Genomic DNA, 24,652 nt, shown 5'->3' on the forward strand with positions numbered 1-24,652 from the left:
ACACCTCACCCGGCGATCCTGGACGAGCGACCCGAGGCGAAGTTTCGTCAACGAAACCCGACAGACCCCACCCGCACCAGCACCGCCGAACGGCGCCTTGTATCTCGCCAGCGGGCCGGACCCTCGCGGTGCGACGGGCCTGTGGCTTTCGTCGACGAAAGCCACAGGGAGCCGACCCCAAGGAGCGGAGTTCAGCGGATCCGCAGCACACCGCAGACCGCAACCGCTACCGTGACGACCCACGGGGCCGGTCCGCCGTCCAATGACGGGCCGGTGCCGCCGGTTAGGGTTCTCCTGATTCGTTACTCAGCGCCAGGAGTCAAGTCAGTGTCACGGAAGAACAACCGGGGTGCCAGCCGCGGCAACGCCCAGGGCCCGGACCCGGAGAAGGAGACGACCCCCTCCGCCGATCCCTCCGGCACGGAGCAGGAAGCCGTCACGCCTCCCGACCCCGCCCCGCAGCGCGAGAACGCGGCCCCCCGGCTCATCGCCGACGGCCGGCGCTTCATGGCGGACCTGGCCCACGTCTCCCCCAACCCGCTCAACATCCGAGAGGACTGGGAGTGGGAGGACGACTCCTTCCTCGACTTCGCTGAGAACATCGACGAACTCGGCGTACAGCAGGACCCCACCGTGATCTCCTTCGGCGTCTTCGAAGAGAAGTACCCCAAGGAGGCCGCCACCCTCCCCGAGGACACGTACTGGGTCCTCGGAGCCGGCGAGCGGCGCTACCGCGCAGCCCTGGCCAACGGCTTGACCGAGATGCCGATGGTGCTGCGCGAAGAGCAGGTCGACTCGATGGACGAGCTGATGTGGTCGGAGAACCAGCACCGATCCGGACTGCACCCACTGCAGGAAGGCCGGCTCCTGCGGCGCTTCAGGTCGCGCGGCCTGACCGCCGACCAGATCCGCGAGCGCCTGGGGCGCCGAAACAAGGGCCTGAGCGAAGGCGCCATCTCCAAGAAGATCCGCCTCTTCGAAGAGGTCCCCGAGGGATCCGCGCGCAGGGCCATCGGCCGGCGTGAGCTCGGTGTCGAACCCGCCTACACCCTCCTCACCCACTACCAGGCCGAGGGCATCGAAGCTGCCTACCAGCGGATGCTGGAGCAGAAGATGACGGCCAAGGCCCTGGTCGACCTGGACTTCCAGTCGGTCACCACGCCCGCCCCGGACGCCCCCGGCACCGACGCGCTCCCCGACAGCGACCAGAGCCAGCACCCGCACACCGAATCCGGATCTGCCGCCGGAGAAGCGGAGCAGGAGACCTCAGCCAAGAGCGATGCGGCCGGCCACATCCCGACGCAACCCGCAGGAACCACCACCAAGCGAACCCAGCGCCCCGAGCCGAACAGCGCGCCCTCCGCCGGCACGAACGGATCCCCCTCGGCATCGGACCAGACCAAGGCCAACGACCTCCGCCTCACGTCAGCGGCCGCCCTCCTGGCCTCGGACAGGGACCCGGCGGGGATCCACCGCTCCATCTGCACCGCTCTGATCAACAACACCCCCGCCCCTGTGCTCGACCTCGCCAGGACCCTACTCGGCGACAGCCCGGACGACCTCGACCCGCTGCGCCTGGCGGAGGCTATCGCCGTAGCCGACGCGGAGATCCGTCTGGCCGAAGACACCGGGGGAGCGGACCTCAACTACCTCCGCGAACTGGTGCACCACGGATACCAGCCCACCCCGGGCGAGAGTGACCTGCTGAACGCGGGCACCTCGGCGGACCGGGCATGAGTCGGGAGATTCAGGACTGATGCGAGACCTTCTGTACCGCCCCAAGGGCGGCCCCGTCGTAGTCGGCTTTGCCAACGAGGGCGGAGGGACCCGCAAGACCAACGGTGCGGTCAACATCGCCGTGGAACTCGCCCACCGCGGGCTGAAGACCTGGCTCGCGGACGGTGACCAGACCATGGCCGCGAGCTGCTACCTCGGCTACGGCGTCACGAACAAGAAACACAACCCCGCGCGCGAGAAGGCGGTGTACGCCCGCCTGGAGCAGATGACGAACATCTACGACGTCCTCCACGGGAGGGCGACGCTCGCCGAAGCGACAGTTCCGGCCCGGCACCGCAGCCAGCCCGCCAGGGAGTGGGACTTCCTGGACGACGACTCCGATGACTGCTTCACCGTGATCCCCAACCTCCGCCTCGTCCTCGGATCCCGCGCGATGGTGGACGCCAGCAACGACATCACCAACCCCCGCAAGGGGCGGGGCGAGCAGTGGCTCAGGCGCGCGATCAAGGATGTGCCCGCCGGCGAAGTCGACGTGATCTGCGTCGACTTCCGCGGAACTTTCGACATCCTGGAGTACTCCGAGGTCGCCGCCTGCGACTTCATCGTCGGCTGCGTCAAACCCGACACCAAGGACGACGACACCCTCACCAGCCTCACCCGCTTCCTTGAATCGGCCAAGGAGAGGTTCGAGTTCTCCGGCGGCGCAGCAGACCTCCGCTACGTCATGATCAACGGAACCCAGCCGAAGAACCGAGGATCCCACTTCGGAGAGATCGTCGAAGACATCAAGAGCTTCTACGACGACCGGGTCCTGCCGACGATCTCGGAGTCCGTGATAGTCGGCGAGAGCGTCCGTTACCAAGAGGCCGTCCGCTACTACTGCGACTCCGAGGACGACAAGCCCGTCCAGGAGTTCAAGGCCGTCGCGGACGTGCTGGAGCCCCTTCTCAAGCGGTAGGCACCGCCCCGTGGGCGGGACACAGGGCCACCTGTGTCCCGCCCACGTCCGCGCCGCGGACCTTTCGTCGACGAAAGCTCGGGAGCGGACAACCAGAGCAACGCCCCTTTGCCCCGCCCCCAGCACTCCCGGGGGCGGGGCCGCGTCGTGGAACCGGTGAACCAACCCCAGCCCTACAGCAAGACCCTGTCGTAGCCCCGGGCACCGACCCCGGCGGCCAGGACTTTCATCACCAGCGCACCACCGGCGGCGTCAGCCCCGGTCGTCGGCCCGATTGCCCACACAAGGCCGCCATCCCGGACCAAGGCGCCCAGGTCCATCTCCCCCCGGGTCTTGTCCCGACCACCGCCCTGAACCGCCGCCACCCGCACACCGTCGCCGACCATGCCGCCTCCAAGGAACCGCGGCACCGCAGAGGCGCCGACCGAACCGCATTGTTCCGGAGCATGCTGACAGCAGCCGTACGACCGGCCGATATCCGGGAACGCTTCCAGGCACCCCGGCAAGCCGAGTAGCGTCGCCTGTACGACAACGAGAGGAGCAGCCGGTGAGCACCGCAGCCCAGCACACCGCCCCGACCCCGCCCCCCATGGACACCCTGCCCCAGCTGAGGGCAGCGCTGGCCGGCCTGGCCGCGCTCGGCATCGACACCCGGCTGGACCGCCTGGAGGAGGACCTCGCGACCACCCGGCTCGACCAGGTCCCGGCCCTCGCCGAGCGCTACCGCCAGTACGTGCGCCGCAACACGACCGAGCAGGCCGTCGCCGCACTGCGGATGCCCGTCTCCGCCTCCTTCGCCGAACTGCGCGAGAAGAAGGCGGCCGCCCGGTGACCACGTTCGTCGCCTTCTCCGACAGCGTGGAGAAGGAAGGCCTCCCCGAGCTCACCGAAGCCGAGGCCCAAGCAGTCCGCACCGTCCGCGCCCAGCTGGAGCTCAACCCGAGGACGGGGGAGAGGCGCGTCTCCTTTGACCCGCAGGCGGAGGACTACGTCGTCCACCTCGACGAAGCAGCCACCCGCGGACGGCCGGTCAGCATCCTGCACCGGTACCACCCCACCCTCGACGCCGACCTCATCTACTGGCTGGTCATCGGCCCCTGACCGACACCCCGCCGGCCGACAGCGCTCCCGGGGCCGCCGCCTCGCCCTCAGTGACCGCGAGGTAGCGTTGAGTATCCGAATGCTCCAAGCGACGGGCCCGGAAGCCGCCCAGCCGCTATGTCCTGTGACTACCCCCAGCTCACGTGAAACAGTGACCCCTTGAACATGAGTACGTGAGCAAGGGGGAACCAGTGGCCCGGCCGGTCCTGAAGACGATCCACAGGTGGATGATCGGCGGCATTGCCGCCGGAGCGCTGCTCATCGCAGCGATCGGCCTCGGAGGCTCTTACCTCGCCGTCCGCGACGTCGCCAGCGACCAGGGCATGGGCGACTTCGCAAACGTCTTCCCGATCGGCATCGATGCCGGCATCATCATCCTCCTCGCGCTGGACCTGCTCCTCACCTGGCTCCGCATCCCCTTCCCACTGCTGCGCCCGACGGCGTGGCTGCTCACCGTCGCCACGATCGCCTTCAACGCCGCAGCCTCCTGGCCGAACCCGCTGGGCGTGGGCATGCACGCGGCGATCCCGGTGTTGTTCGTGATCATCTCCGAGGCCGGCCGTCACGCCATCGCACGCCTGGCCAGGTTGAGCTCCGACCGGTCGATCGAGAAAATCCGCACGATGCGGTGGGTTCTGGCGCCTGTTCAGACCTGGCGGCTGTGGCGTCGGATGCAGCTGTGGGAGATCCGCAGCCTCGACGAAGCGATCCACGGAGAGCAGGCCCGGCTCACCTACAAGGTCCTGGTTCGCCGCCGCAGGGGATTCAGGCCGTCGACGGGGGACCCCGAATCCCGCAAGCGGCAGAAGCTCGTCCCAGAGGCCCGGCTGCCGCTCCAGCTCGCCGATCTCGGCGTGCCGATGGCCGTCACCTACGAGGCGGGCCTGGCCGCCGTCGGCGTCGACGCCGAACCGTTGAGCCGCCTCCTCGCCCACCAGGAGCGCGCCCGCCAGCTCGCCACCTCCCCGCGCCAGGGCGACCAGGCCATTGCGCATGCGCAGCCGCGGCCGGGCGAGATTGCGCAGCGCAAGGCCCTTGCGCAGCCGGAACCCGAGCCGACTGCGCAGGATGATCTTGCGCAGGGAAGTTCTGCGCAGGCTCCGGAATCGGACGTCGAGCAGGCCGCTTCCGCGCAATCGAATCCGGTGTTTGTACAGGTCAAGGGCCATGTGCCCGTGATTGCGCAGATGGAGCCCGAGCAGGCCGAGGAACCGTTCGGCCTTGCGCGGCACTCCGAGGCGCCGGCCGGGGCGATTCCAGAAGACGATCTTCTGCGCATCGGCCATGCGCACGGCGCCCCGGCGGCACCGGCTGCGCAGAACGCCGTTGCGCAGCCTGCCACGGAGGCCGTCGCCGAGGACTGGCACCCGGCGGCTGCGCAGCCCGTTCCCGCCGCCCGGGTCTCGGCGCTCGGTTCGGCGGCCGGCCCGGTCGTCACCCAGCAGACCGATGACATCCTGAGGATCCCGTCCGGCTGGGCCGAGGGCTTCTTCACCTTCGTCACCGAGCGCCAGCGGCACCCGGAGCAGTCGGAGCTCGCGGACTTCCTCCACACCCGGGGCTTCAAGAGCAACAAGGCCGGGGACGGGCCGGTGAGCGCGGACAGCGTCCGGCGCTACTACAACCAGCTGTGCGAGCGGTTCCCGACCCCGGAGGACCCGATCCAGCCCAGCCTCGACCTGCAGGACATGCGGGTGTGAGCCGGTCGCCCGGCCGAACCGGCCGGGCGGCGTCCGGGCCACCCTCGCTGCGACGCTCGATCAGCAGGGCTTCGCCGGCCGGGTCCAGGTCACGCCCACAGTGATGCCGCCCGACTGGCTGCGCTTCGGCAGGGAACCGCGGGCAACGGCGTACGTCGTCCTGGAACATCCTCCGACCGAGCGGCAGGCCGTCGAATCGTGGTGCCGGGAGGCGGCTGCCTGGGCCCGGCACGGCGGCGGCGAAGCCCATCTCGCCACCGGCGCCGTTCTCCAGCACGACCGCTCCGCCGACATCGCGCAGCACTTCGCCCGCTCGCTGGCCCACAGCAGCACCGCGACCCTCACCTACCTCGACCACGCAGGGCCCAGCGCCGGCCGCGTGTGGGTCCAGCCCGACGGCCTGGCCGTTTACTAGGCCTACGACACCGGCACCGGGAGGGAGCAGCTCTTCGACCGGGCGAGGGAAGCCATCCTGGGCAACGCCGACCGGGCCCGGCTCGCCTACGCTGACATGCTCCCTCGGTGGGCCTACAGCTCGAACGATAGCGCCCGGCCCCTGCCGGCCCTCCCCATGCATGCCATGCACCGGAACACCGCGCTGTGGGCCCCGCGCCTGCCCGACATCCACCCCCTCCAACTGCTTACTGGCAGACACCTCGACCAGGCGCACGACCTGTCTGGCTGGAAGATCACCGAGGTCCACTCAGGTCGATTCCTCATTGAGACTCTCGACCTTGCCGCCTGATGCACGACGGGCAGGCCCTCGGAGGACGTGCTTGGGCGCGCCCGAACGGACTTCGGGGCCGCGATCGCCACGGAACGCGCTCTCCCCTGACCCCCAGCGAGAAGGGCTCTCTGCTCAGCCGGCCCACTTCCGGTCCGCGCCGTGTTCCGGTGCAGGGCCAGATCGATGTCATGGCCTCCACTGCGGCTGCCAGGTGGGGTGGCTCCAGAACGCGGCGAACGCCACCGCCCGCAGGGTCCACCCCAGCGCTTCGCTCCGGCCCGCCGCCCGGTCATCTCCGCCAGCCGACGACTGGGCCTCGAAGTTGGTGTCGAACACCTCCAAGACGCGCTTGACCGCACTGAGTAGTGCACGCTCCTCATCGGTTGCCTGACCGTCCCGCTCAGCGATGCGCTCGCGTAGGAAGGCCACCAGCGCGCGGTCACTGTCCAGTTGCGCCTCCCCCTGCACGATCGAGAAGAACGCCGAATCGTCTGATGTCACGTTCACCACCTTGTCCGGAGCCGGAGACGGTCACCACTGTAGGGGGCTGGCCGCGCGAGGAGACCCTGTCCTTCAGGGCCGGACAGGCTCGCGATGCTGGCCGGGTCGGCAACCATCCTGTGGCCGGAGAGCGACATGAAGCCGCCTCGCCGGCGGAGCCCAGGCCGGGTGCGGTGGATCAGCTGAGCAGCGAGGACACCGTTAGCGCTCCGACCAGTAGCGCTGGTCCGAGTGCCACCTCCGCCTTGCGTCCTGCGCCGGATCCGACTGCCATCACCAGGGCGTGCACGGCACCCAGCAGCAGTCCCGTGCCGATTCCCCAGAACACAGCCGACCAACTGTGCCAGCCCAGGACCGCGGCCAGCGACGGGACGAGCTTTGCGTCCCCGAGCCCCATACCCAGCAGAGCCAGCATGACGAACACCGCCCCCACCACGACTGCGGACAGCACCGCTCTCCCGAAGGCCTCCCACCGGCCACCCGTCGCGGCACTGAGGCACAGCAGCACGGCCACGCCCAGCCCCGCCGCCGCCGTGAGGTGATCCGGGAGCCGCTTCACCGCCACGTCCACCAGCAGCAGCGCCGTGCCCACCAGCACCAACCACAATTGTGCGGCCAACAGCCATCCCGAAGCGCCGGCACCCGCGACCGCGGCGGCCCCGGCACCTGTGACCGCTTCAGAAAGACCGACGGGCGGGCCGATTCGCCGGGTCTGCTCTCGGTTGCCACCTCTGTCCCCGGCGACGGCCAGGCCGTGCGGGCAACGCGGGTGGACCAGAACCCTCCGAACGGTGCCAGCCAATCCCTCGATCAACAGGCGCCCGCAGTGCGGGCACGTGGTTCGCTGGCCCTCGCGGACGGAGTAGACGAAGACAGCTGGCCGTATGGCGAGGGCGCCGACGGCGCACCCCGCAGCGGCAATCAGACCGACGGTGACGGGAGCCAGGGGCACAGGAACTCCTCAGTGCAGAGCTGATCTGGGGGAACACGACGGAGGGGAGGAGAGGGCCCAGCCGGTGGTCCGGCTGGGCCCTGAGGCGGTCAACCGGAGCGCTACACGCCTCTAACGGCCGCGAATCTCAGAGCACTGGATCCTGGGGAGTCGCCGGAGTCCAGGATCGGGGAGCACTGCTCGGACGATCATGATCACTTGCGGCCTCGGGGTTGGGCTCGCCCCAGCCCTGCCAAATGCCGGTCGTGGGGCTTGTTCATCAGAACCTGGACTTGTTCGGACAGTGCTCATGACCACCCCGATTCGCCCGGACAGTGCTCATGATCCGTTGACAGTGCTCACCGAAACGTGGACCCTACAACTCCGCTCGTGGTCTCCCGGACAGCGGTCAGGCGCCGGATCAGTGTGTGGGTCTCGGCCTGAAGACCAGCGAGCCGCCAGTCGGCTTCCATCTTGTGGACCCGGGCGATCACGTCCCGAACCGCCGAAGGGTGTCCAGCGCGATACTCCGTCCGCATCCACGCCCGGTACAGCTTCTCCGCTGTCGGCTCGACGCTGAGGCCGGTACCGATCGCAGCGCGGGCGGCGTCGACATCCAGGACCTCGTCACCGGCACGCAGCTCCGCGATCCGCTCGGCGGTGTCGACGATCCGGCTGATCATTGTCTGGGCCAGGGGGGCCGCCCAGGAGTGCTCAGCTGCGCCGGCGAATGGTTTGCCCCGTACCAGGCTCATCGCGGCTTCCAAATCGAGGACGCCGGCTGCCCCCTTCGGGATCCCGCGCTCGGCGAGGTGCATGAAGTTGGCCCAGTCCGAGGTGATCTCCGGGCTGAGCGAGAACATCGCCACACCGCGCGGCTTGTGCCGTACGTGTGGCTCGCCCTTGGCGTCCAGTCCGAGCCGGGACCGTAGCCGGGACACCTCCTCATTCACCATTTTCGGGGCCCAAGGCGTCACCGCGTTCATGGCGTTTCCGATGCTGCTCTGGTCACGTTCGTTGCGGAACATGAGGTAGGCGGCCAGCAGGACCAGCTTTGGCGGGACAACGGAGTTACCGATGCCGACGACCTGTAGCGGGCCCAGAACCTGAACCTCGGGAGAGCCCACCTGCTCGTCATCGGGCACCGGTTCGCGGACGACGTGGGCCCGGGCCCTGGCGGGAGCCGCTGTCTGTCCGGTCGTCGGGCCGTCGGCCGTCGACGGGACATCGACAGGCGCGATCTCTGCCTCCTGGTCGGAACCGAGCTCCGCTGGGGCTGCGGGCAACGCCCCTTCCGGGGCGTCCGGGCCCTCTTCCCGGTCCTTGACCACGGACAGATGACTGGACGCTGGTGTCGGTACGCCCCCCGCGTGGGCCTGGTCTGGGTCCGGCAGTTGCGCCCACGCGCCTTCAGCTGGGCGGGCCGGCTCAGTCGTCAGAGCGATGGCCGCCGTGAGTTGCCGATAGGCCTCATCGGTGACCCGCTGCAGGGCGACCTGCACGCCCAGCGGCTCCAGCAACTGCGGCTCGGCCACCGAGGCGTCCAGGATCTGGGCATCGGGGAAGAAGTCCGCGGCGCCTTCGGCCGGGAGAATTACCGCGATCCGATGGCCGCGCGCCTTCGCGACCAGGTCGGCGAAGGCGTACAGCTCCTCGTGGCTCGCCGTGATGGAGGAGATCACCATCCAGGGCAGGGGCTGCTCGCCGCCTTCGTTCACGGCTTGATGGGCCTCGATCAGCACCCGGGCCAGATCGGTCGTGGCGTCCGTCAGGCTCGGGGTGTACATCACCCGGCAAGCCGGGAGGAGCTGCTGCAGCTCCAGACCGAAACCGCAGGTCCGGACCTCGACGTGGCCGCCCCATGCCGATGTGCCCGCCTCCATCGCGATCCCGCGGGCGACCTCGCGGACCTGCTGCTCGGAGCCCTTCAGCAGGAGTACACCGGCCTGTGGGAGGTTGACCAGGACGTGGGTGCCGTCGGTGGTCGCACCAATTGTGGACAGGCCCGGGTAGGGCGCCGGGATGTCCTGGACCTGCTCGTCGGCCAGCAGATCGGCCCGGGAGCCACGCACGCCCCACCAGCCGTCGGGACGGTCGGTGAACGGCGAGAGCGCCTCCTGGGAGGGATCGTCGACCAGGATCTCAACGCGGTCGGCGGACACCTTTGCACCATGGACGACGGGCAGGGAGTTCGGGCTTCGCGCGGCGAGGGTGCGCAGTGCTAGGTCCAGAAGCTCGACACTGGCCGGGGAGGCAGTACGGTCGAGCATCTGCTCCGCGGGGCTGGTGGATTCCGGAAGCGCGATCGTCTCGCCAGTACGACGGGCGTTCTGCTGTTCGCGCCGCCTCCAGGCGATGACACTGAGCAGGCCTGCGCCGAGCAAGGCGCCGATTCCGCTGGCGACCTCCACGGATACAGCGGCGTGGGATTGCTCGGGCAACGTCTGGCTCGTCTCGGCTGGCGCAGCGGGGACGCCTGCGGGGGCGGGAGCAGGGGTGCTGAGTTGTGGTGCCGGGCTGTCAGGTTGAGCTGAGGGAGTTCGAGTGGCCGGATTGGAGGTGGGCGGCTCATCAGGGGCCGGTGGAGCAGTGGAGGGGACGTTTTGGGGGGACTCCACCGTGGCGGGCGCCGTAGGGAACGGTGATGCCGTTGGCGACTGCCCTGGCTCGGACTCCGGGACGGTGGGCCCCGCACTGCCCGTCGGCGCGGGGATGATGATCTGCCAGCCAGCCTCGATGTGATCGGCGTTCTGCAAGTGCCCCCCGCCGGGCTGCTCGACAGAGCTGGTGGCCTCCACCAGCTCGGGGTAGCGATCGGCGTCGCCGAGCTCGCGTTGCGCGATCGCTGAGAGGGTTTCTCCCTGCTGCACGTTGACGGTACGAAGGCCGCTGGCCGTGCCGGACGGCCCGGGCGGGGCAGTTCGCTCGACGGCCTCGCCGGGCAGACGCAGCGTCCAGCCCGGCTGGAGCATCCCCCGCTCGTCGACCTGCGGGTTGAGCGCGGCGATCTCGTGCCAGCGGGTGCCGTCGCCGAGGTTGGATTCGGCCAGGTCCCACAAGGTGTCCCCGGCGACGACCTGGTGGACCGGTCCGGTCCACGCGTCCGGCGCGGTCGTCGGGGACGCGGACGACTGGCCGGTGGCGTGCTGGGGCGCGGTCGCCGCAAGCGGTGCGGCCGACGCGGCGGGCGCGGCGGCGAAGGCCGCCGACGTCGGCAGCAGCAGCGCGACGCCGGCGACCAAGGACGCCGCGAGGCGCTGGGTGGCACCCAGGGCCCGCACCCGCGGGGCGCGGCGGTGGCGCAGCAGTGCGCCGACCTCGACCAGGGTGGAGCCGACGAAGCTGAGCCAGCCGAGCCAGCCGAGGATGGTGAGGGCGCCGATGAACAGGCCGCCGCTGTCGGGGGAGGTCAGTGCAGTGGTGACGTCGGCCCAGGACGGGATCTGGTGGGGGAGGGTGCCGGTGTGCCACAGCAGGTAGGGGACGGCGCCGAGCAGTGCGAGGAGCGCGGCCAGCGAGAGGAGGCCGCGCAGGGCGGCGGTGATTCGGGAGACGGTTCGGCGGGGCAAGGGGGGTCAGCCTCCCTGGACGATCAGCGCGGCGCTGCCGCGGCCGGTGACGGTGGAGCTGCCCGGCCACAGCAGCGGTTGGTAGGTCTGGGTGACGGAGACGATGATCGATCCGTCGCCGCCCCAGCCCACTGTTCCACTGGCGCCGGCGGACTTGAGGTAGGCGAGGGCGGCGTTCTGGGCGGCGGCGCGGTCGACGGTGATGCCGCCTCCGGAGATGGCCTGGCCGGCGTTGACGGACTGGGCGCCTGCGCGGGCGGCCTCCTGGGCGGCGGACTCGGCGTGGTTGAGGGCGCTCAGCTTGCCAGCGCCGTCGACCACGAGTGCGAGGAGCAGCATGATGACGACGGCGCAGACGGCCACGAACAGGCTGATCGCGCCGCCGTCGCCGCGCGGGCGGCGCCGGGTGCGCGGGTGGCGGGTGGTCATGCGGGCCGTCCCCGGTAGGCGTCGATCGGGCTGCTGAAGGTTCCGGTGACGGTGCGGCTGCCGGGCAGTCCGGGTAGGGCGAGGTCGGCCAGCGCGACGGTGCAGCTGACGGTGACGTGCACGCTGGACGGTGTGCCGAGCGGGGCGCGGAAGCCATCGGTGGGGACGTCGACCTTCAGCTGGTCGCAGCGCAGACCCTGGTCCTGGAGGGTCTGCTGGGCGACGCGGGTGCCGGCCGTCTTCGCGGTGGCGCCGTCGCGTTCCAGGGAAGCGGCGCGGGCGGCGTTGCGCGCCGCGGCGTCGACGGTGCTGTCGGAGAGGTGGATGCGGCCGGCGGCGACGATCAGGAGCAGCATCGCGATCAGGACGGGCGCCAGGATGGCGAGTTCCATGCTGACGCTGCCCCGGTCGCCGGTAGGGCGGCGCCGTGTGTGGGGGACGTTGGTGGTGCGTTTCATGGGGCGGTCACCCGCTCGCGTGCGGCGGAGGCGTGCTGGCGGACGGTCAGACTCAGGCCGGGGATCCAGGTCTCGACGCGGCCGCTGACCTCGATGCGCACCGTCGCGCCGTCGCTGCCGGTGACCGCGCGCTGGGCGATGCCGCCGCCGGCCCGGTCGAGGAAGTCGCTGGCTGCGCCGGTTCCCTGGGCGATGGTGGCGCCCTGGACGCGGGCGCGTTCCACGCCGCGCTGGGCGGCGGACAGGGCGACGGAGCGGGCGTGGTACCACAGCCCGGTCTGGATGATCATGAAGATGGCGAGCATGACGGCGGGGAAGATGATCGCGAGTTCCAGGGAGACCGCGCCGCGGTCCCCGGGGCCGCGCCCCCGCCGGCGGCGGGCCCGGGGTGCCGGGCGTGGTGTGGACAAGGGGTGCTCCTGCAGGTCGGCGGAGGGGGAGGGTTACTTGATCTGGCCCTGCTTCTCGGTGAGCTTGCCAGTGAGGAAGGTGCCCAGGCCGATGGCGAGCAGGACGAGGATGCCCACGAGGATCGCCGCCTCGATGGACATGCCGCCCTTGTCCCTCTCGGTGCGCAGCCGGTTCGCGGTGTGGCGGATGTGGGTCGTGAACGCCTGGACGACGGGGTCGGCGCTGGCGGTGAGGGCGTGGAGGGTGCGGTGCTTCAAAGCGCGCATGGCGGAGCCTTTCTGGTCGTGGTCGCGGTGGTCAGGCGGCCATGATCCGCGCGATGGCGGGGTAGCCGATGTAGAGGGACATGAGGAGGACGAGCACCGTCACCGGGATGATCATTTTCTCGGAGGCGATGTTCGCGGAGGTCTGGGCGTCGGTCAGGAGCGCTCCGCGCAGGCCGGACGCCTGGGCCTGAAGGGTGCTGTACACGGAGGCGCCCTCCTCGCCGGCGACGGCCATGATGTCGGCCGGGGCGCCGAGCTCGGGCACGCCGAGTTCGTCGGACAGCTGGCGCAGCCCTTCCCACGGGGGGAGGCCTGCGAGCTCGGCGCTGGTGAGGGCATCGCGCAGGCGTGAGTACACCCAGCCCTCGCCGATGGACGCTGCCTTGCGCAGGGCCTCGCTGGGACCGGCGTCGGCGGCCCGTTCCAGGCACACCAGTTCTAGGTAGGACGCGACGGCGTAGCGGAACTCCTGACGGGCGGAGGCCGCCTCCTCCCTGACGTTCAGGTCCGGGACGAGCCAGGCGACTGCGGCCAGGGCGAGGCTCAGGAGGGCGGGCACGGTGAACGACAGGTGGCCGCCGGCCAGGGTGATGACGGCCGGCACCAAGGCGGGGAACAGCAGTCCGAGGAGGGCGAAGCCGATCTTCTGGCCGACGTGCTGGGCCGGGGTGCGGCCGAGCAGGTCGAGGTCGCGGCGCGGAAGCCGGATCACGCCCTCGCCGACCTGTCCGATCAGCCTCGCCCCGAGCCGGTCCAGGGCCGAGCCCACCGCCCCCGGGGAGGCGGCCGCTCCCGGGCTGGAGTGTTCCAGACGCCGGGCGTCCATGCGGCGCAGCAGGTCGGTGAGGTCGGGCCGGGTGCGGGTGGCACCGGCGATGGCGACGGTGACGCCCAGGCCGACGACGGCCCCGGCGAGGATCGCGGGCGCGGCGGGGATCACGAGGCCTCCTTCGTCGAAGCGGAACCCGTGGAACCCGTGGTGAGGAACCGGGGCGCGGGCTTGGACATGGCCATCCGGCGCATCCAGATCAGCGTCCCGACGAAGGAGGCCGCCAGGACGAGGAGGAACAGGTGCCCGAACGGCGTGCTGTAGGGCTCGACGTAGCTGCCCGACAGGACGGACACGCCGAAGACACCCAGACAGAAGAGGCTGACCCAGCGCAGGTTGGCGCGGGGCTTCTCCCGGTCGGCCTCGATCTTGCGGCGCATCAGGACTTCCTCCGCCAGCTGACGAGCGAGGATCTTCAGCGCGGTGCTCAGCCCGGCCCCGCGGTCCTGGACGTGACCGATCATCAGGGCTGCGACGGAGTCGGCCGAGGCGTCGTCCATCTCGTCGGCAAAAGCCCGGTAGGCGTCCTGGGGACGCCAGTTCGACGCCAGACGGGAGGCAAGGCGAGAGATCTCGGGGGCGATCCGCCGGGGCACGCTGCGCAGGCTGCTCGCGACGGCCTGCTCCAGGCTGATCCCGGCGGTGTGGATGTCGCTCAGGCGCCGCACCCACTCCTCCAGTGCCTCCAGGCGCTCGATCTGGCCCTTGCTGCCGCGTCCGGGCTGCAGGATCCACGGCATGCCGAGCACGGCGGCCGCCGTCAGCAGACCGCCCAGCAGCCACGAGGAGAGCAGCCATACCAGCAGACCGACCGCGACGGAACCGCCGACCAGCAGACGCCCGCGCCCGCGAAGCCCGGCGGGAACGGTCAGCAGACGACGCCGCAGCGGCCGCGCGGCTGCGGGCGTGGTGGAGCCGACGGCGCCGGCCACCGCCAGCAGCACGCCGAGAATCGCGACGGTGCCGCTCACGGCGGCGAGCAGCGCGGTGGGGGAGAGGTTCACAGCCGGGTCACCGTCTTCAGGGGCTGATCCCAGCCGCCCCATGGCTGCTGGAAGATGCGCCGGTCCAGGCCTGCGCGTTCCAGGTCCTCGATGCACTGGGGGAGCATGATCGGTACGGCGCGCGGCTCGCGGTGCGTTCCCTCCTCCCGGGGGCCGAAGATCGTCTGGCGGGAGGGACGTCCGCCCTCGCCGACGCCGGTGATCTCCACGACCTCGGAGACGAACCGGTGCCGGCTGCCACCGATGCCGGTCTCGTCCACGAGCCTGACGTAGATCACGAAGTCGACGGCGTTCGCGATGATGCGGTAGGCGAGGGAGTCGGTCATGTTGTGGCCCGCCTCCATCGCGAGCATGACGAGGCGTTCGATCGTGAGTGCCGCCGAGCGGGCGTGGACGGTGCACATCGAGCCGCCCTCACCCTCGTTCATCGCGTGCAGCATCGGCAGGATCTCCGGGCCCCTCACCTCGCCGACCATCACCCGGCGCAGCGACATGCGCAGGCTCTGCGCGAAGAGGTCGCTGAGGGTGATCTCACCGACGGGCCGGCCGGCGGCGTCGCGCTCGCCGTTGCCCTCCCGTCCTTCCAGGGCGACGACACTCGGTCCCTCGGTATCGGTGTGCAGCCACAGCTCGTACTCGCCCTCGATGGTGCCGATCCGCTCGCCGCGCGGAATCTCGCGGGCCATGGCCCGTAGCAGGCTGGTCTTTCCCACGCCCTGGCTGCCCGCGATGATCACGTTCTTGCGGGCCCTGACCAGTGTCTGGAGGAAACTCTCCAGGCAGGTGTCGATGGTGCCCCAGCCGCGCAGGTCCGCCAGGCGGTGGGAGCGGGTGCGGTGGCGGCGGAGCACGATCTGCGGGCGCGGGCTGACGTCGAAGCCGGTGGCGGCGAGGCGGGAGCCGTCCGAAAGGCGCGTGTTGAGCATCGGGCTGGCCGGAGTGAGCGACCTCTCGCCCTGCCCCTGGGTGCGGACCAGCTGGTTGACGAGCTCGATGAGTTCCGCGTCGTTGTCGGCGACCGCGGGGACCCGGCGTCGGGGGCGGTCGCGGTAGTCGACCTCGACCACGTCGCCGTTGATCAGGATGTTCTCGATATCGGGGTCGTTCAGGAGCGGCTGGAGCCGGCCGGCTTGGAACAGCGCCTCGAACACCGCGGTGCGGACGGCCTGTTCGTCGCTCTGGCTCAGGGGCCCGGACGTGGCCGCGTAGTCGGTGGCCCAGAGGCTGACCTCGGTGTTGACCAGGGACTGGCCGAGCTGCATCCGGTCGTCCTGCGACATACCGGGCCGGTCGGCGGTGGCCTTCGCGAGGCGCTGGGCGACCCGCCCGCGCAGGGCCACGATCTCGTCGTAGGACACGGGCAGCGCGTCCTGCCCGCCGACGACGACCGGTCCCGGCACCACAGCGGTACCCGCGGCGGAAGCAGGCGCCGGCACCGCGGGCACACTCCAGCCGGTGCCGCTCTGGCCGGAGAGCAATGCGTCGCGGAACCGGTCCTGCCGGGTGGCGGGCCCGGAGGCAGGGGCGGCGAGGGTGTTAGACACGGGGCGCCTCCAGGGTGGGCCGCGGGGCGATCTGCACGCGGCGGCGGGTCGCGGCGATGGTGATCTGCTCGTGGGCCGAGCGGCTGGCCCGGATCAGCGGGGCGAGAGCGAACCGGCCCCGGACCCGGCCGCCGCTGCCCAGAGCGTCGGCCGTCTCCGGGTCGTCCGGCAGGGTCGCCACCACCGGCACACCGAGGGCGGCGGCGACCTCGCTGGCCTTGAATCCGACCTCCTCGATCAGCACCAGGCCCAGGGCGCCGGCCCCCGTGCCGTGCCGGTCGAGGTCCTCGCGCAGCACCCGCACCACCGGTGCCGCGGCCGCCACCGCCGGTGCGCTGGCCCGCACCACCAGCAGCACCAGGTCCGCCAGGCGCAGCAGCGGCGCGGGGGAGTAGAGGGAGCTGAGGCGGTGTGAGGACTCCACGACCGCCCGTCCCGCGTCCACCAGGACGTCGTAGCCGTCCTCCTCCATCACCCGCAGCAGCCGGTGCAGCGGCTCCCACGTGCCGGCTAGGGACGGGGCCTGGGCCGGATCGGTCAGCCCCGGCAGCAGCAGCCGGTACCCGTCGGCGTCCAGCGCGACCAGGTGCCGCTCGAAGACCTCCGGGAGGCTGCCGTCACGCTCGGCGGTCGCCAGCCGGTGCAGACCCACCGCCGCCGTCGCCGCCCCCTGCAGGTAGCCGGCCCGCACCGTGCCGCCCGATGGGTCGCACTCCGCGAGCACCGTCGCCCTCGGACTGGCCAGCGCCAGCGCCAGGGCGGTCGTCGTCACCCCGCTGCTCTTCGCCGACAGCAGTGCCACGATCATCAGGGCCTCGCCTTCACGACCAGAGCGATTCGCCCGGTCGCCGCCCATGCCGCCACGACCGGGCTGTCCACCGGCGTGACCGCCAGATCCACCACGCGCGCGCCGTTCGGATCCGGCTCACCGACCTGCACCACGACCGCGCTGATCGTTGAGGGCCGGACCGCGGGTGCGGCCTTGTCCTCCTGCGGCGCGGGCGTGGAAACCACCAGCACCTCCTCGCCTGCCTGCAGCGCCTGCGCCGGGAGCTGCCCCGGCTTGGCGAGCACACCGACCAGGTCCTTGCCGGCCCGCAGCGGCTGACCCGCGCGCACCGACGCATCCGTTACCAGCGACCCGGCGGGCAGGTCGCCCGCCGCCGTCTTCCCGACGATGTCCTGGCTACGGCTGACCGGTACTGGGTGAAGCGCAGGGTCGGCGACCATCGTGGCGCTGCGCAGGTCCTCGGCCGTGATGACCCGGCCGGACGGGATGTCCCGGGCCACCGCGATCACCTGGGTCCGCTCGCCCGCCTGGTTGACGAGGAACGCGGAGACGAGGCCGCCGACGGCGGCCAGGGCGACGCCGACGGCCACCAGCGCCGGGCGGCGGCTGCGGCGCGGTCCGGTGTCGGCCACCGGCAGCGGCCCGGCCGGAGAGCCTTTCGCGGGGTCGGTGGCCGGGGCCCGTCGCGGCCTGGAGAGTGTGGGTGTACGTGCCATCAGGAGTCCTTGAAACGTTCAGAGGCCGCGGGCAGGGCCGCAGCGGCATCGAAGGGGGACGTCAGTCAGTGGGTGTTGAGGGCCTGGGCCTCGGCGATGGCCACGGCGGTCGCCGCCGTGCGGTCGGTCGCGATCCGGCCCGATGCCCCCGTGGTGGACGTCCAGTCCACGACCCACTTGGAGGTCGCGCCGATCGCGAACTGCCCGGCCCTGCCGTAGGTGTGGCCGCACTCGGGCGCGGCCGTCCCGTAGGACGGCTGGTACGCCTTGCCCGGGGTGGTACAGGTGACCGTGGCGCCGTCGCCGGTCGTCCAGACGATGCGCTCCACGTGCGCGGTCGCGGTCACGGTCACCCCGCCGGCGGACGCCGTCCCGGTCTTCGGGCCCCAGGTGGTGTCGCTCGGGACGTTCCACAGCCACACCGGTAGCCCTACCAGGCTGGTGGAGCCAGGCTTCGGCGCGATGCCGATGTTCGCGCCGGTCAGCCGCATCGCCTCCACCACCTGCTGGGCGAGCTGCGCCGGGTCGACCACCGCGCCGCCGCCTTGGCCGGGCGGAGGCGTGGCGCTGTAGGCGGTTCCGCCCATCAGCTCGGCGCCCTTGGCCAGGCAGGTGCGGTTGTACAGGGCCCCCTGCCCAGGTTGCCAGCCGGCCGGAAGCCCGATGGCGAGCTGCCACTTGTAGCTGTCCGGTGGCGGCTGCGGGTCGAACGCCTGCCAGTAGCAGCGGTCCGACGGATTGAACCACCCGTACCTCTCCGCGAAGCAGGGGACCTCGCTCTCGTCGATCACGCAGACCGCCTTGCCCCCACCCCCGCCTCCACCGGATCCACCACCAGTGGTGGCGCCGCCCGTCCCGCCCCCGGAGCCGCCACCGCCGGGTTTCGTTCCGCCGCCGCCGGCATGGATGTTGCAGTCCGGGATGAGAGGGGGGCACTCGACGCCGTCTTCGGCCCACGCGGCCGAAGACGGGAGTGCGAGCGCTGCCAGGACCAGAGCGCCACCAACGGCGACACCCCGGGTCCTGGTTAGCACGTCTGCTCCCGGTCGTAAGCCGCATCCGTGACCAGCCATTTGCCATCGAGGAACATGGTGACGGCATTCATGACGTGGCGAGTCTTGCCGTCGGTCGCTGACGGCTGGCCTGTCGTCCTGTCGACCGGCTGGAAGTTGGAAGTGTCCACACAGTCGCGGATGGTGACCCGGCTCGGCTTACCCGCCAGATCGAGAGTCTGGACCTGCGGTACGAGAAGCGGCTTGCCCTTCACCACCATGTTGTTCTTGTCGTAGTAGGCGACTGCCACCTTGAACCCGGCCAGTGCCTTGTCGGCCATGTAAGCCTCAAGATCGTCGACTCCGTTCAGCGACCCGGCACCGTACGCCTTGACCGTCACGGTCCACATGCCGCGGTAGGCGGCCAGCGCCCCTTCCTTGGCGTCTGCGGTCGGATCCGGAGCGCTTGACGTGGGCACTGGTGTCGTCGCCGTCGGAGTGGTCGACAGCGGTGGCGTGGAGACAGGTGCGGCCGTCGTGTCGGCAGTCGAGGAGCAGGCGGCCGTGCCGCCCAGCGACAACGACAGTGCCACGAGGACGGATGCTGATCGGTGCAACCTACGGAGTCGCGAGGGGATGTGCTCGGGTACGCCGGGGTTCTGTGCCGATTCTTCAACTGTTCCAAGACTCACGTTCTCTGCCCAACTCGCGTCGATCCGGCGTGAACCGGCCTGAATTCGAATTTGACCCAGATATGACAGATCAATGGGTCGACGGGCGACCCCGGCCGTGCCGGGGGAAGCCACGCCAGTTCTCCGACCTGCGGCTGCCCGTGCACTGCATTGCCTGTGTCACGTGCCTAACACGCCTGATCCGCCCCCCGTTACTCAGCTGTGTGGTGGCGATAGGCGGCGACAAGGCTAGTGCGGTGTGCACGTATGACCGAATCGCCCCGACAGTATTCGCCCCAGAGCTTCAGCATGGTCACAATACGCAACTTTTGAGTCGCTGTCTGCATGATTTCGGTCATGGCGCGTGTGCTACTGGCATAGTCGCGCGACAAATTGGTGCAAAGGTAGCGAACTTATCTAATGGCATGCCAGTTGACGACTCGGACCAATCGGACCGCAGTCTGGGTCACTCCCTGCTGGGTCCGATTCACCGATTCGGATGCAGCAGGGGGCCGGGCCGGCCGAGCGTGATCTGCTGGGCAGCGACGCCACCTTGCCGCGTAGTGAAGCCGAGCTGAACGGTCTGTCCACGTTGTCTTCTCCCGGTCTGGCATGGGTTCGGGCGCGTGCACTTGACGATGACTATGGTGGCGCGGGGACGAGACTGTTGTCCTGAGTAGCTGTACTCAGGCCGCTTCGGTACATCGCGACGATCAGTCGCACCTGGCCGTTGCCCGTGGGTTGCGGGCCGACTGGACATCCGGCCTCTCGGCTACTCGGCCCGATTCGTTGGTTTGGGTGCAGCGGGCGGCCGTCCCGGGCCTCGTCGGCGCGGGGTCTGAGTTTTCGTCAGTGTCACCGCGGGGCCGCCGCCGGGCGGCGGCGTCCCGCCTTGCTGCAGTGCGGGGCCGCCGTTTCCGAGGGAATTCAGGAAAGCGAGCACCACTGCGTCCTGGCGCTGTGCTCGCAACAGGCGCTCCTCGGTCGGCTGGGCCTGCACGGCCCGGTTCGCCGATGCGGTCATCCGTCCGATCAGCTGGGGGCTGTAGTAGTCCTTGAAGACCTTCTTGACCTGCGGTCCCTCCACACGCAGCGGGCCGACCGGAGCGCCGTTGACGGTGACCTGGACGTAGTGCTCGAATCGGCGCAGCTCGGCGACGGCGGCCGGGTCGACCATGCCGTGCCACTCGTCAGTGACCGTCTTGATCGCGGACATGGCGCCCGCGGTGGTGCTCACTACCGAGCTGTTCTGCATCAGCGATTCCCGGGTGGTCGGCTGGACGCGGCCCAGGTGTTGGACCATGACGTGCAGCCGGACCTTGAACTTTCTTAGCTGCTCGGTGATGCTCGCGAAGGTCGGCCCTCCGGCCGGGTCGAGGCTGATGAGCTCGTCGGCGAAGACGTGGAAGGGTCGCCGGTCGTCCTCGGCGGTGTCACGGCGTGACAGGCCGTCACGCAGGAGATCCTGCATGATCATCGAGATGAGGAGGCGGTCGCTCGGCCCGGTGCCCTCCAGGCACAGCCACACGATCCTGCCGTCGTCCATCGCCTTGCGGATGTCGTAGGCGCCGGTGGGGTTGCCGAGGAAGGCCCGGGTGACCGGGTTCGCGGCCAGCCGGTCCAGCGGGTTGGTCACCGGAGCGAGGACGTCCGCCGGGTAGGTGGCGAACGTGGTCTCCCACCAGCGGCGCTGCTCGGCGGAGAGCATGTCCAGGATCGGGCGCTGCACCTCCTGGTCGGTGAGCAGGGTGCGTACCTGCAGGAGCGTGGCCTGCGCGTCGGGGCGGCCGGCGTTGCAGGCGGCGAGGTTGTGGGCCACCAGGGCCTCGATGGCCTTGGTGAGGATGGTGGCGGCCCGCGGGTGGGTGGCTTCGCTCCAGGACAGGGCCGTGGCGAGGGCGTCGACCGCGGCGGTGACGGTCCTCGCCGGGTTCTGGCCCCGGTCCATGCCGATCATGTTCCAGCTGGGGATGACCGCGCCCGGGTCCTCCGCCCGGGCCAGGTCGATCCGGCAGACCAGGGGGGACAGGGCCGGGTGTGCCAGGTAGGGGGCGACGGAGCGCCAGGTGTCGCCGTGCGGGTCGACGAACAGCACGCCTTCGCCGGCCAGGGCTACGGCCAGCGCCTGGACGAGGGCCCACTCGGTTTTGCCGTAGTTCGCCTTGCCCACCTTGACGGAGAAGAGGAACTCCGCGAGCAGGCCGGCGATCAGGCGCCGGCGGCCGTCGGGGTACTTCAGGTAGCCGTGCGGCACCAGGGACTCGCCGGGCACGTAGTTGGGCAGCTCGGAGGCGAGCACGGGGAGCACACTGTGCGCGGTCGGGGGCTTGAGGAGTCCCTGGAGCTCGGAGATGTGTACCCAGTTCGGCTTGCGGGGGGCCACCTGCCCGGTGGTCCAGCGCTTGTCGAAGGCGTCGCGGCGGTGGCGGCTGTCCGCGCTCCAGGTCAGCCAGAGGAACCGGCCGGCGTCCTGGGCGAGCCGGCTGCCGTCGCCGAACACGTCCATGGCGGCGGTCAGCTGACCGAGCAGCTGCCGGGCACGGCCCTCCATGGTGGAGGTGCAGCGCACCAGCACCTGGATCCGCACCAGTCCCCGGGAGCTGGCGAGCCGGCCGAGCGCCTTGTCGGTGTTGAGGGGCTGCGGGCGCGGAGGGGGGATCAGCGGAGGCCTGCGGGCCGACGACGGCTCGAACAGGCTGGCCAGCTGGAAGCGCCAGGAGTCCTGGACGTCCTGGGCGTCGGTGGCGGCGTGCCCGGCGGCCTTACGGGCCCGGGTCCGCTCCTTGTCCCGCGCCTCGTGGAGGATCTGCCACTGGCGCAGCTTCACCTGCCAGCCCGGGATGGGCTGCAGGTCGAGGACGACTTCCGCGACCTCGCCCAGCTCGGTACGGATGTCCGCGACGGCGTCGATGACCGGCTGGAGCGGATCGGGCTCCAGCGGCACCTCGCGCAGCGCCGCCGACGGTCGGCCCCTGAGCACGAACTCGGCCCGCACGGCGTGCAGGCGCTCGGTCTTCTCCTCCTCCTCGCTCTCTGCGGCCTTCATCCGCCGCTCCTTGCGCGGCTTCTTCCTCTCTTCCTTCCGCGCCTCCGCCTCCGCCCGTACCTGCTCGGCCCACGAGTCCTCGGCGGGTGCCGCCTTCTCCACCGTGACCTCCTGGTAGCGGCTGTTGCGCAGCAGGGTCGCGGCGTCGCAGTGTGCCTCCAGCGAGTACTCCAGCGGGGTGCTGCCGTCCGCCCTCAGGCGTACCCGCACCCGCTTGGCCGCCTTCGGCGCCCACCACGGGCCCTTACCCGCGGCGCGCAGTACGACGGCGGCCTGGCGCCAGATGTCCTCAGGGCTCGGATCGAAGCGGCGTGTGGGCGTGAGGATGAAGCGCTGCCGGTCGGCCAGGGTCTTCATGAGCAGTCGGTAGCGGACGACGAAGGCCGTGATCGCCACCGGCGTGACCCCCAGGAGCACAAGGTCGCCGTTGTCGGACAGCCAGCCGGCCGTCGCGGACGCCCACGACCACGCCGCCCAGGAGACGTCGACGAGCGTCTGAGGAAGGCCGGATGCGGTGTTCGTGCTCATCGTCGGGGTTCCCAGGTGCCGTTGACGAGGGTGAAGGTGACGAGGGCGGGTCGGTGGTCGCCGTACTCTCCGGTGGGGGAGGTCCCCGCCCACAGCAGGTCGACCGCGGCGTGCTCGGGGTCCCCCTTGGCGGTGTGGGCGATCGTCGCCTGCACCCGGAACCCGGTGTAGAAGTACGGGCGCCCGCCAACCCCTTGGACCACGGGGAAGTAGTCAGGCCATCTCTGGCGGCCCTCGCCGGTCGCCTCCGCCGTCCACACGTCGCGGGCCAGCGTGCTGAGCTGCTGGGCGGTCTCGGCCGGGAGGTCACTGGCGCGCTGCGCGTTCAGGGCCGCCTGGATCGCGGCGTCGCCCTGCGGGCCGTCGCCCGCCGCCGCGACGCCCGAGGACACCTGCGCGGTCGCAGTGGCGCCGGCCGCCGGTTCGGGTGAGGGGGCCTCGCCGGTGGGGGGAACGGTGGCGGAAGCGGTGGCGGTGGGGCTGGGGTTGGGGGCGGGAGGTGTCGGGGCCGCCGTCGGTGTGGTGGCGGGGAAGTGGGCGGTGCTGTGGGGGCTGCTTCCCGGGACGATCAGGGCGAGTCCGGCGGCGAGCAGGACTGCGGCACCGGCGGCGGGAACGGCAATCGAGCGCTTTGTGCACATTTGTGATGGTTTCTCTCATTTCAGGACGCGGGCGCCGCCCGCGTAGTCGTAATTCCAGACCGCAGCCTGTTTGACCGAATCGCCCGGTTTCGGGGCATTTAGCATCTGCCCGCCGCCGACGTAGAGGCCGACGTGGTAGATGCCCTGCGCGGAGTTGCCGAAGAAGACCATGTCGCCGGGCTGCAGGGCGCTGACGCCGGCAGAGGCCGGGATACGCTGGCCGACGCCCGCTTGTGCGGATGCGACACGGGGGAGCTGGACGCCGACCTTCGAGAAGGCCCAGACCATCAAGCCGGAGCAGTCGAAGCCGTTTACCAGCCGGCCGTCCTGGCCGCCCTGCGAGCAGCAGATCCCCGTGGTCGGGCCGCTGGCGTCGCCGCCGCCCCACGAGTAGGGCACTCCGGTCTGGCTTCGGGCCGCCTCGATCACGGTCCGTACCTGGTCCGAGACATCGCCGATCGGCGCCTGGGCACCCAGCGCTGCGTACTGGTCCCGCCACCGCAACACTTCGTCCACGTAGGCGTTCGACGCGTTGTAGCTGTACACCGCCTTTCTGAGCTGCGCGTTGTCGGTCAGGTCCCGGCCGTCGCCGCACAGGTACAGGGCGGCGGCCAGGGTCTCGTCGTCTGCGTTGTTCGGGTTCGCCCCGCCCTCCGGGCGGACCCGGGCGGCGTACCCCGCGAACGTGGACGGCAGGAACTGCATCGGACCGACGGCTGCGTCGAACTGGCTGTTGCCGTCCCACCTCCCGCCGTCGGAATCCGGGATCGCCGTCGTGTTGCCACCGGCGCCCGAGCCGTTGAGGGTCGGGCCGATGATCGACGGGGTGATGAGCCCGGCGGGGTCGATCTGGTGACCGGCGGCGTGGTTCGACTCGACCTTGCCGATGCCGGCCAGCAACTGCCAGGACATCCCCTTGCAGGCCGGGGCCATCTGCGGCACGGCCCCGGTGGCTCGCACGTAGGCCTGCACCATCCGGCCCGGGATGTCGCTGATCATCCCCACCGGAGCGGTGCTGCCCGGGTCCGCACCGTCGATCATGCTGATGACGGACAGGGAGATCAGCCCGAGCACCATCAGCACCCCCAGGCAGCCGAGCCGGC

At 70.7% G+C, this 24,652-nt stretch carries 23 protein-coding genes; 6 read left to right on the plus strand and 17 right to left on the minus strand.

All coding sequences use genetic code 11. The features are described from left to right. Positions 1–327 precede the first annotated feature (327 nt). From ABZY91_RS00680 to ABZY91_RS00705, 6 genes are all read left to right on the plus strand, one after another. Positions 328–1,737: a ParB N-terminal domain-containing protein gene (locus tag ABZY91_RS00680; RefSeq protein WP_355398737.1), complete on the plus strand. Its 1,410-nt coding sequence runs from the start codon at positions 328–330 to the stop codon at positions 1,735–1,737. Between the two features lie 19 nt (positions 1,738–1,756). Then, positions 1,757–2,695: a ParA family protein gene (locus ABZY91_RS00685; protein WP_355398739.1), complete on the plus strand. Its 939-nt coding sequence runs from the start codon at positions 1,757–1,759 to the stop codon at positions 2,693–2,695. A 547-nt stretch (positions 2,696–3,242) separates the two neighbouring features. Beyond that, positions 3,243–3,527 carry a hypothetical protein gene (locus ABZY91_RS00690; protein WP_355398741.1) on the plus strand — a complete coding sequence of 95 codons (285 nt, stop codon included), beginning with the start codon at positions 3,243–3,245 and terminating at the stop codon, positions 3,525–3,527. Then, a complete protein-coding gene (locus tag ABZY91_RS00695; RefSeq protein ID WP_355398742.1) occupies positions 3,524–3,796 on the plus strand; it encodes a hypothetical protein in 273 nt (90 codons plus the stop codon). Before ABZY91_RS00690 ends, ABZY91_RS00695 begins: the two co-directional genes overlap by 4 nt. Before the next feature lie 173 nt (positions 3,797–3,969). Continuing rightward, on the plus strand, positions 3,970–5,496 hold the full coding sequence (locus ABZY91_RS00700) for a DUF2637 domain-containing protein (RefSeq protein ID WP_355398744.1): 1,527 nt from the start codon (positions 3,970–3,972) through the stop codon (positions 5,494–5,496). 103 nt (positions 5,497–5,599) lie between these two features. Beyond that, on the plus strand, positions 5,600–5,911 hold the full coding sequence (locus tag ABZY91_RS00705) for a hypothetical protein (protein ID WP_355398745.1): 312 nt from the start codon (positions 5,600–5,602) through the stop codon (positions 5,909–5,911). A gap of 498 nt (positions 5,912–6,409) precedes the next feature. Here ABZY91_RS00705 and ABZY91_RS00710 read toward each other — a convergent pair whose 3' ends face one another. The 17 genes from ABZY91_RS00710 to ABZY91_RS00790 all read right to left on the minus strand — a co-directional run bounded on the left by ABZY91_RS00710 (position 6,410) and on the right by ABZY91_RS00790 (position 24,626). After that, complete coding sequence (locus ABZY91_RS00710) at positions 6,410–6,724, minus strand: hypothetical protein (protein ID WP_355398747.1); 315 nt, start codon at positions 6,722–6,724, stop codon at positions 6,410–6,412. A 178-nt stretch (positions 6,725–6,902) separates the two neighbouring features. Continuing rightward, positions 6,903–7,322 carry a prepilin peptidase gene (locus tag ABZY91_RS00715; protein WP_355398749.1) on the minus strand — a complete coding sequence of 140 codons (420 nt, stop codon included), beginning with the start codon at positions 7,320–7,322 and terminating at the stop codon, positions 6,903–6,905. Between the two features lie 692 nt (positions 7,323–8,014). Then, a complete protein-coding gene (locus ABZY91_RS00720) occupies positions 8,015–11,224 on the minus strand; it encodes a LysM peptidoglycan-binding domain-containing protein (protein ID WP_355398751.1) in 3,210 nt (1,069 codons plus the stop codon). Between the two features lie 6 nt (positions 11,225–11,230). Continuing rightward, a complete protein-coding gene (locus ABZY91_RS00725) occupies positions 11,231–11,653 on the minus strand; it encodes a pilus assembly protein TadG-related protein (protein ID WP_355398753.1) in 423 nt (140 codons plus the stop codon). After that, on the minus strand, positions 11,650–12,111 hold the full coding sequence (locus ABZY91_RS00730; RefSeq protein WP_355398755.1) for a TadE family protein: 462 nt from the start codon (positions 12,109–12,111) through the stop codon (positions 11,650–11,652). Before ABZY91_RS00730 ends, ABZY91_RS00725 begins: the two co-directional genes overlap by 4 nt. Next, complete coding sequence (locus ABZY91_RS00735; protein ID WP_355398757.1) at positions 12,108–12,521, minus strand: TadE family protein; 414 nt, start codon at positions 12,519–12,521, stop codon at positions 12,108–12,110. The genes ABZY91_RS00730 and ABZY91_RS00735 overlap by 4 nt, the downstream gene beginning before the upstream one ends. A 33-nt stretch (positions 12,522–12,554) precedes the next feature. Next, positions 12,555–12,788, minus strand: coding sequence for a hypothetical protein (locus ABZY91_RS00740; RefSeq protein ID WP_355398759.1), 234 nt, complete (start codon positions 12,786–12,788; stop codon positions 12,555–12,557). Positions 12,789–12,819: 31 nt separating this feature from the next. Next, a complete protein-coding gene (locus tag ABZY91_RS00745) occupies positions 12,820–13,728 on the minus strand; it encodes a type II secretion system F family protein (protein WP_355398761.1) in 909 nt (302 codons plus the stop codon). After that, the gene (locus ABZY91_RS00750) at positions 13,725–14,621 is read right to left on the minus strand and encodes a type II secretion system F family protein (RefSeq protein ID WP_355398763.1); all 897 of its coding nucleotides are present in this window, start codon (positions 14,619–14,621) and stop codon (positions 13,725–13,727) included. The genes ABZY91_RS00745 and ABZY91_RS00750 overlap by 4 nt, the downstream gene beginning before the upstream one ends. Continuing rightward, the gene (locus ABZY91_RS00755) at positions 14,618–16,165 is read right to left on the minus strand and encodes a CpaF/VirB11 family protein (protein ID WP_355398765.1); all 1,548 of its coding nucleotides are present in this window, start codon (positions 16,163–16,165) and stop codon (positions 14,618–14,620) included. The genes ABZY91_RS00750 and ABZY91_RS00755 overlap by 4 nt, the downstream gene beginning before the upstream one ends. After that, a complete protein-coding gene (locus ABZY91_RS00760) occupies positions 16,158–16,973 on the minus strand; it encodes a hypothetical protein (RefSeq protein WP_355398767.1) in 816 nt (271 codons plus the stop codon). Before ABZY91_RS00760 ends, ABZY91_RS00755 begins: the two co-directional genes overlap by 8 nt. Beyond that, a complete protein-coding gene (locus ABZY91_RS00765; RefSeq protein ID WP_355398769.1) occupies positions 16,973–17,671 on the minus strand; it encodes an SAF domain-containing protein in 699 nt (232 codons plus the stop codon). The genes ABZY91_RS00760 and ABZY91_RS00765 overlap by 1 nt, the downstream gene beginning before the upstream one ends. A 65-nt stretch (positions 17,672–17,736) precedes the next feature. Beyond that, positions 17,737–18,462, minus strand: a complete 726-nt coding sequence (locus tag ABZY91_RS00770) for an ATP/GTP-binding protein (RefSeq protein WP_355398771.1) — start codon at positions 18,460–18,462, stop codon at positions 17,737–17,739. Between the two features lie 236 nt (positions 18,463–18,698). Further along, complete coding sequence (locus tag ABZY91_RS00775; protein ID WP_355398773.1) at positions 18,699–19,256, minus strand: hypothetical protein; 558 nt, start codon at positions 19,254–19,256, stop codon at positions 18,699–18,701. Positions 19,257–20,106: 850 nt separating this feature from the next. Next, positions 20,107–22,908, minus strand: a complete 2,802-nt coding sequence (locus ABZY91_RS00780; protein WP_355398775.1) for an ATP/GTP-binding protein — start codon at positions 22,906–22,908, stop codon at positions 20,107–20,109. Continuing rightward, positions 22,905–23,549, minus strand: coding sequence for a hypothetical protein (locus ABZY91_RS00785; protein WP_355398777.1), 645 nt, complete (start codon positions 23,547–23,549; stop codon positions 22,905–22,907). The genes ABZY91_RS00780 and ABZY91_RS00785 overlap by 4 nt, the downstream gene beginning before the upstream one ends. A gap of 15 nt (positions 23,550–23,564) precedes the next feature. Next, entirely contained in the window at positions 23,565–24,626 is a 1,062-nt protein-coding gene (locus ABZY91_RS00790) for a C40 family peptidase (RefSeq protein WP_355398860.1), read from the minus strand. Between the last annotated feature and the right edge of the window lie 26 nt (positions 24,627–24,652).

This window comes from Kitasatospora sp. NPDC002965, from assembly GCF_040611255.1.
Classification (GTDB): domain Bacteria; phylum Actinomycetota; class Actinomycetes; order Streptomycetales; family Streptomycetaceae; genus Kitasatospora.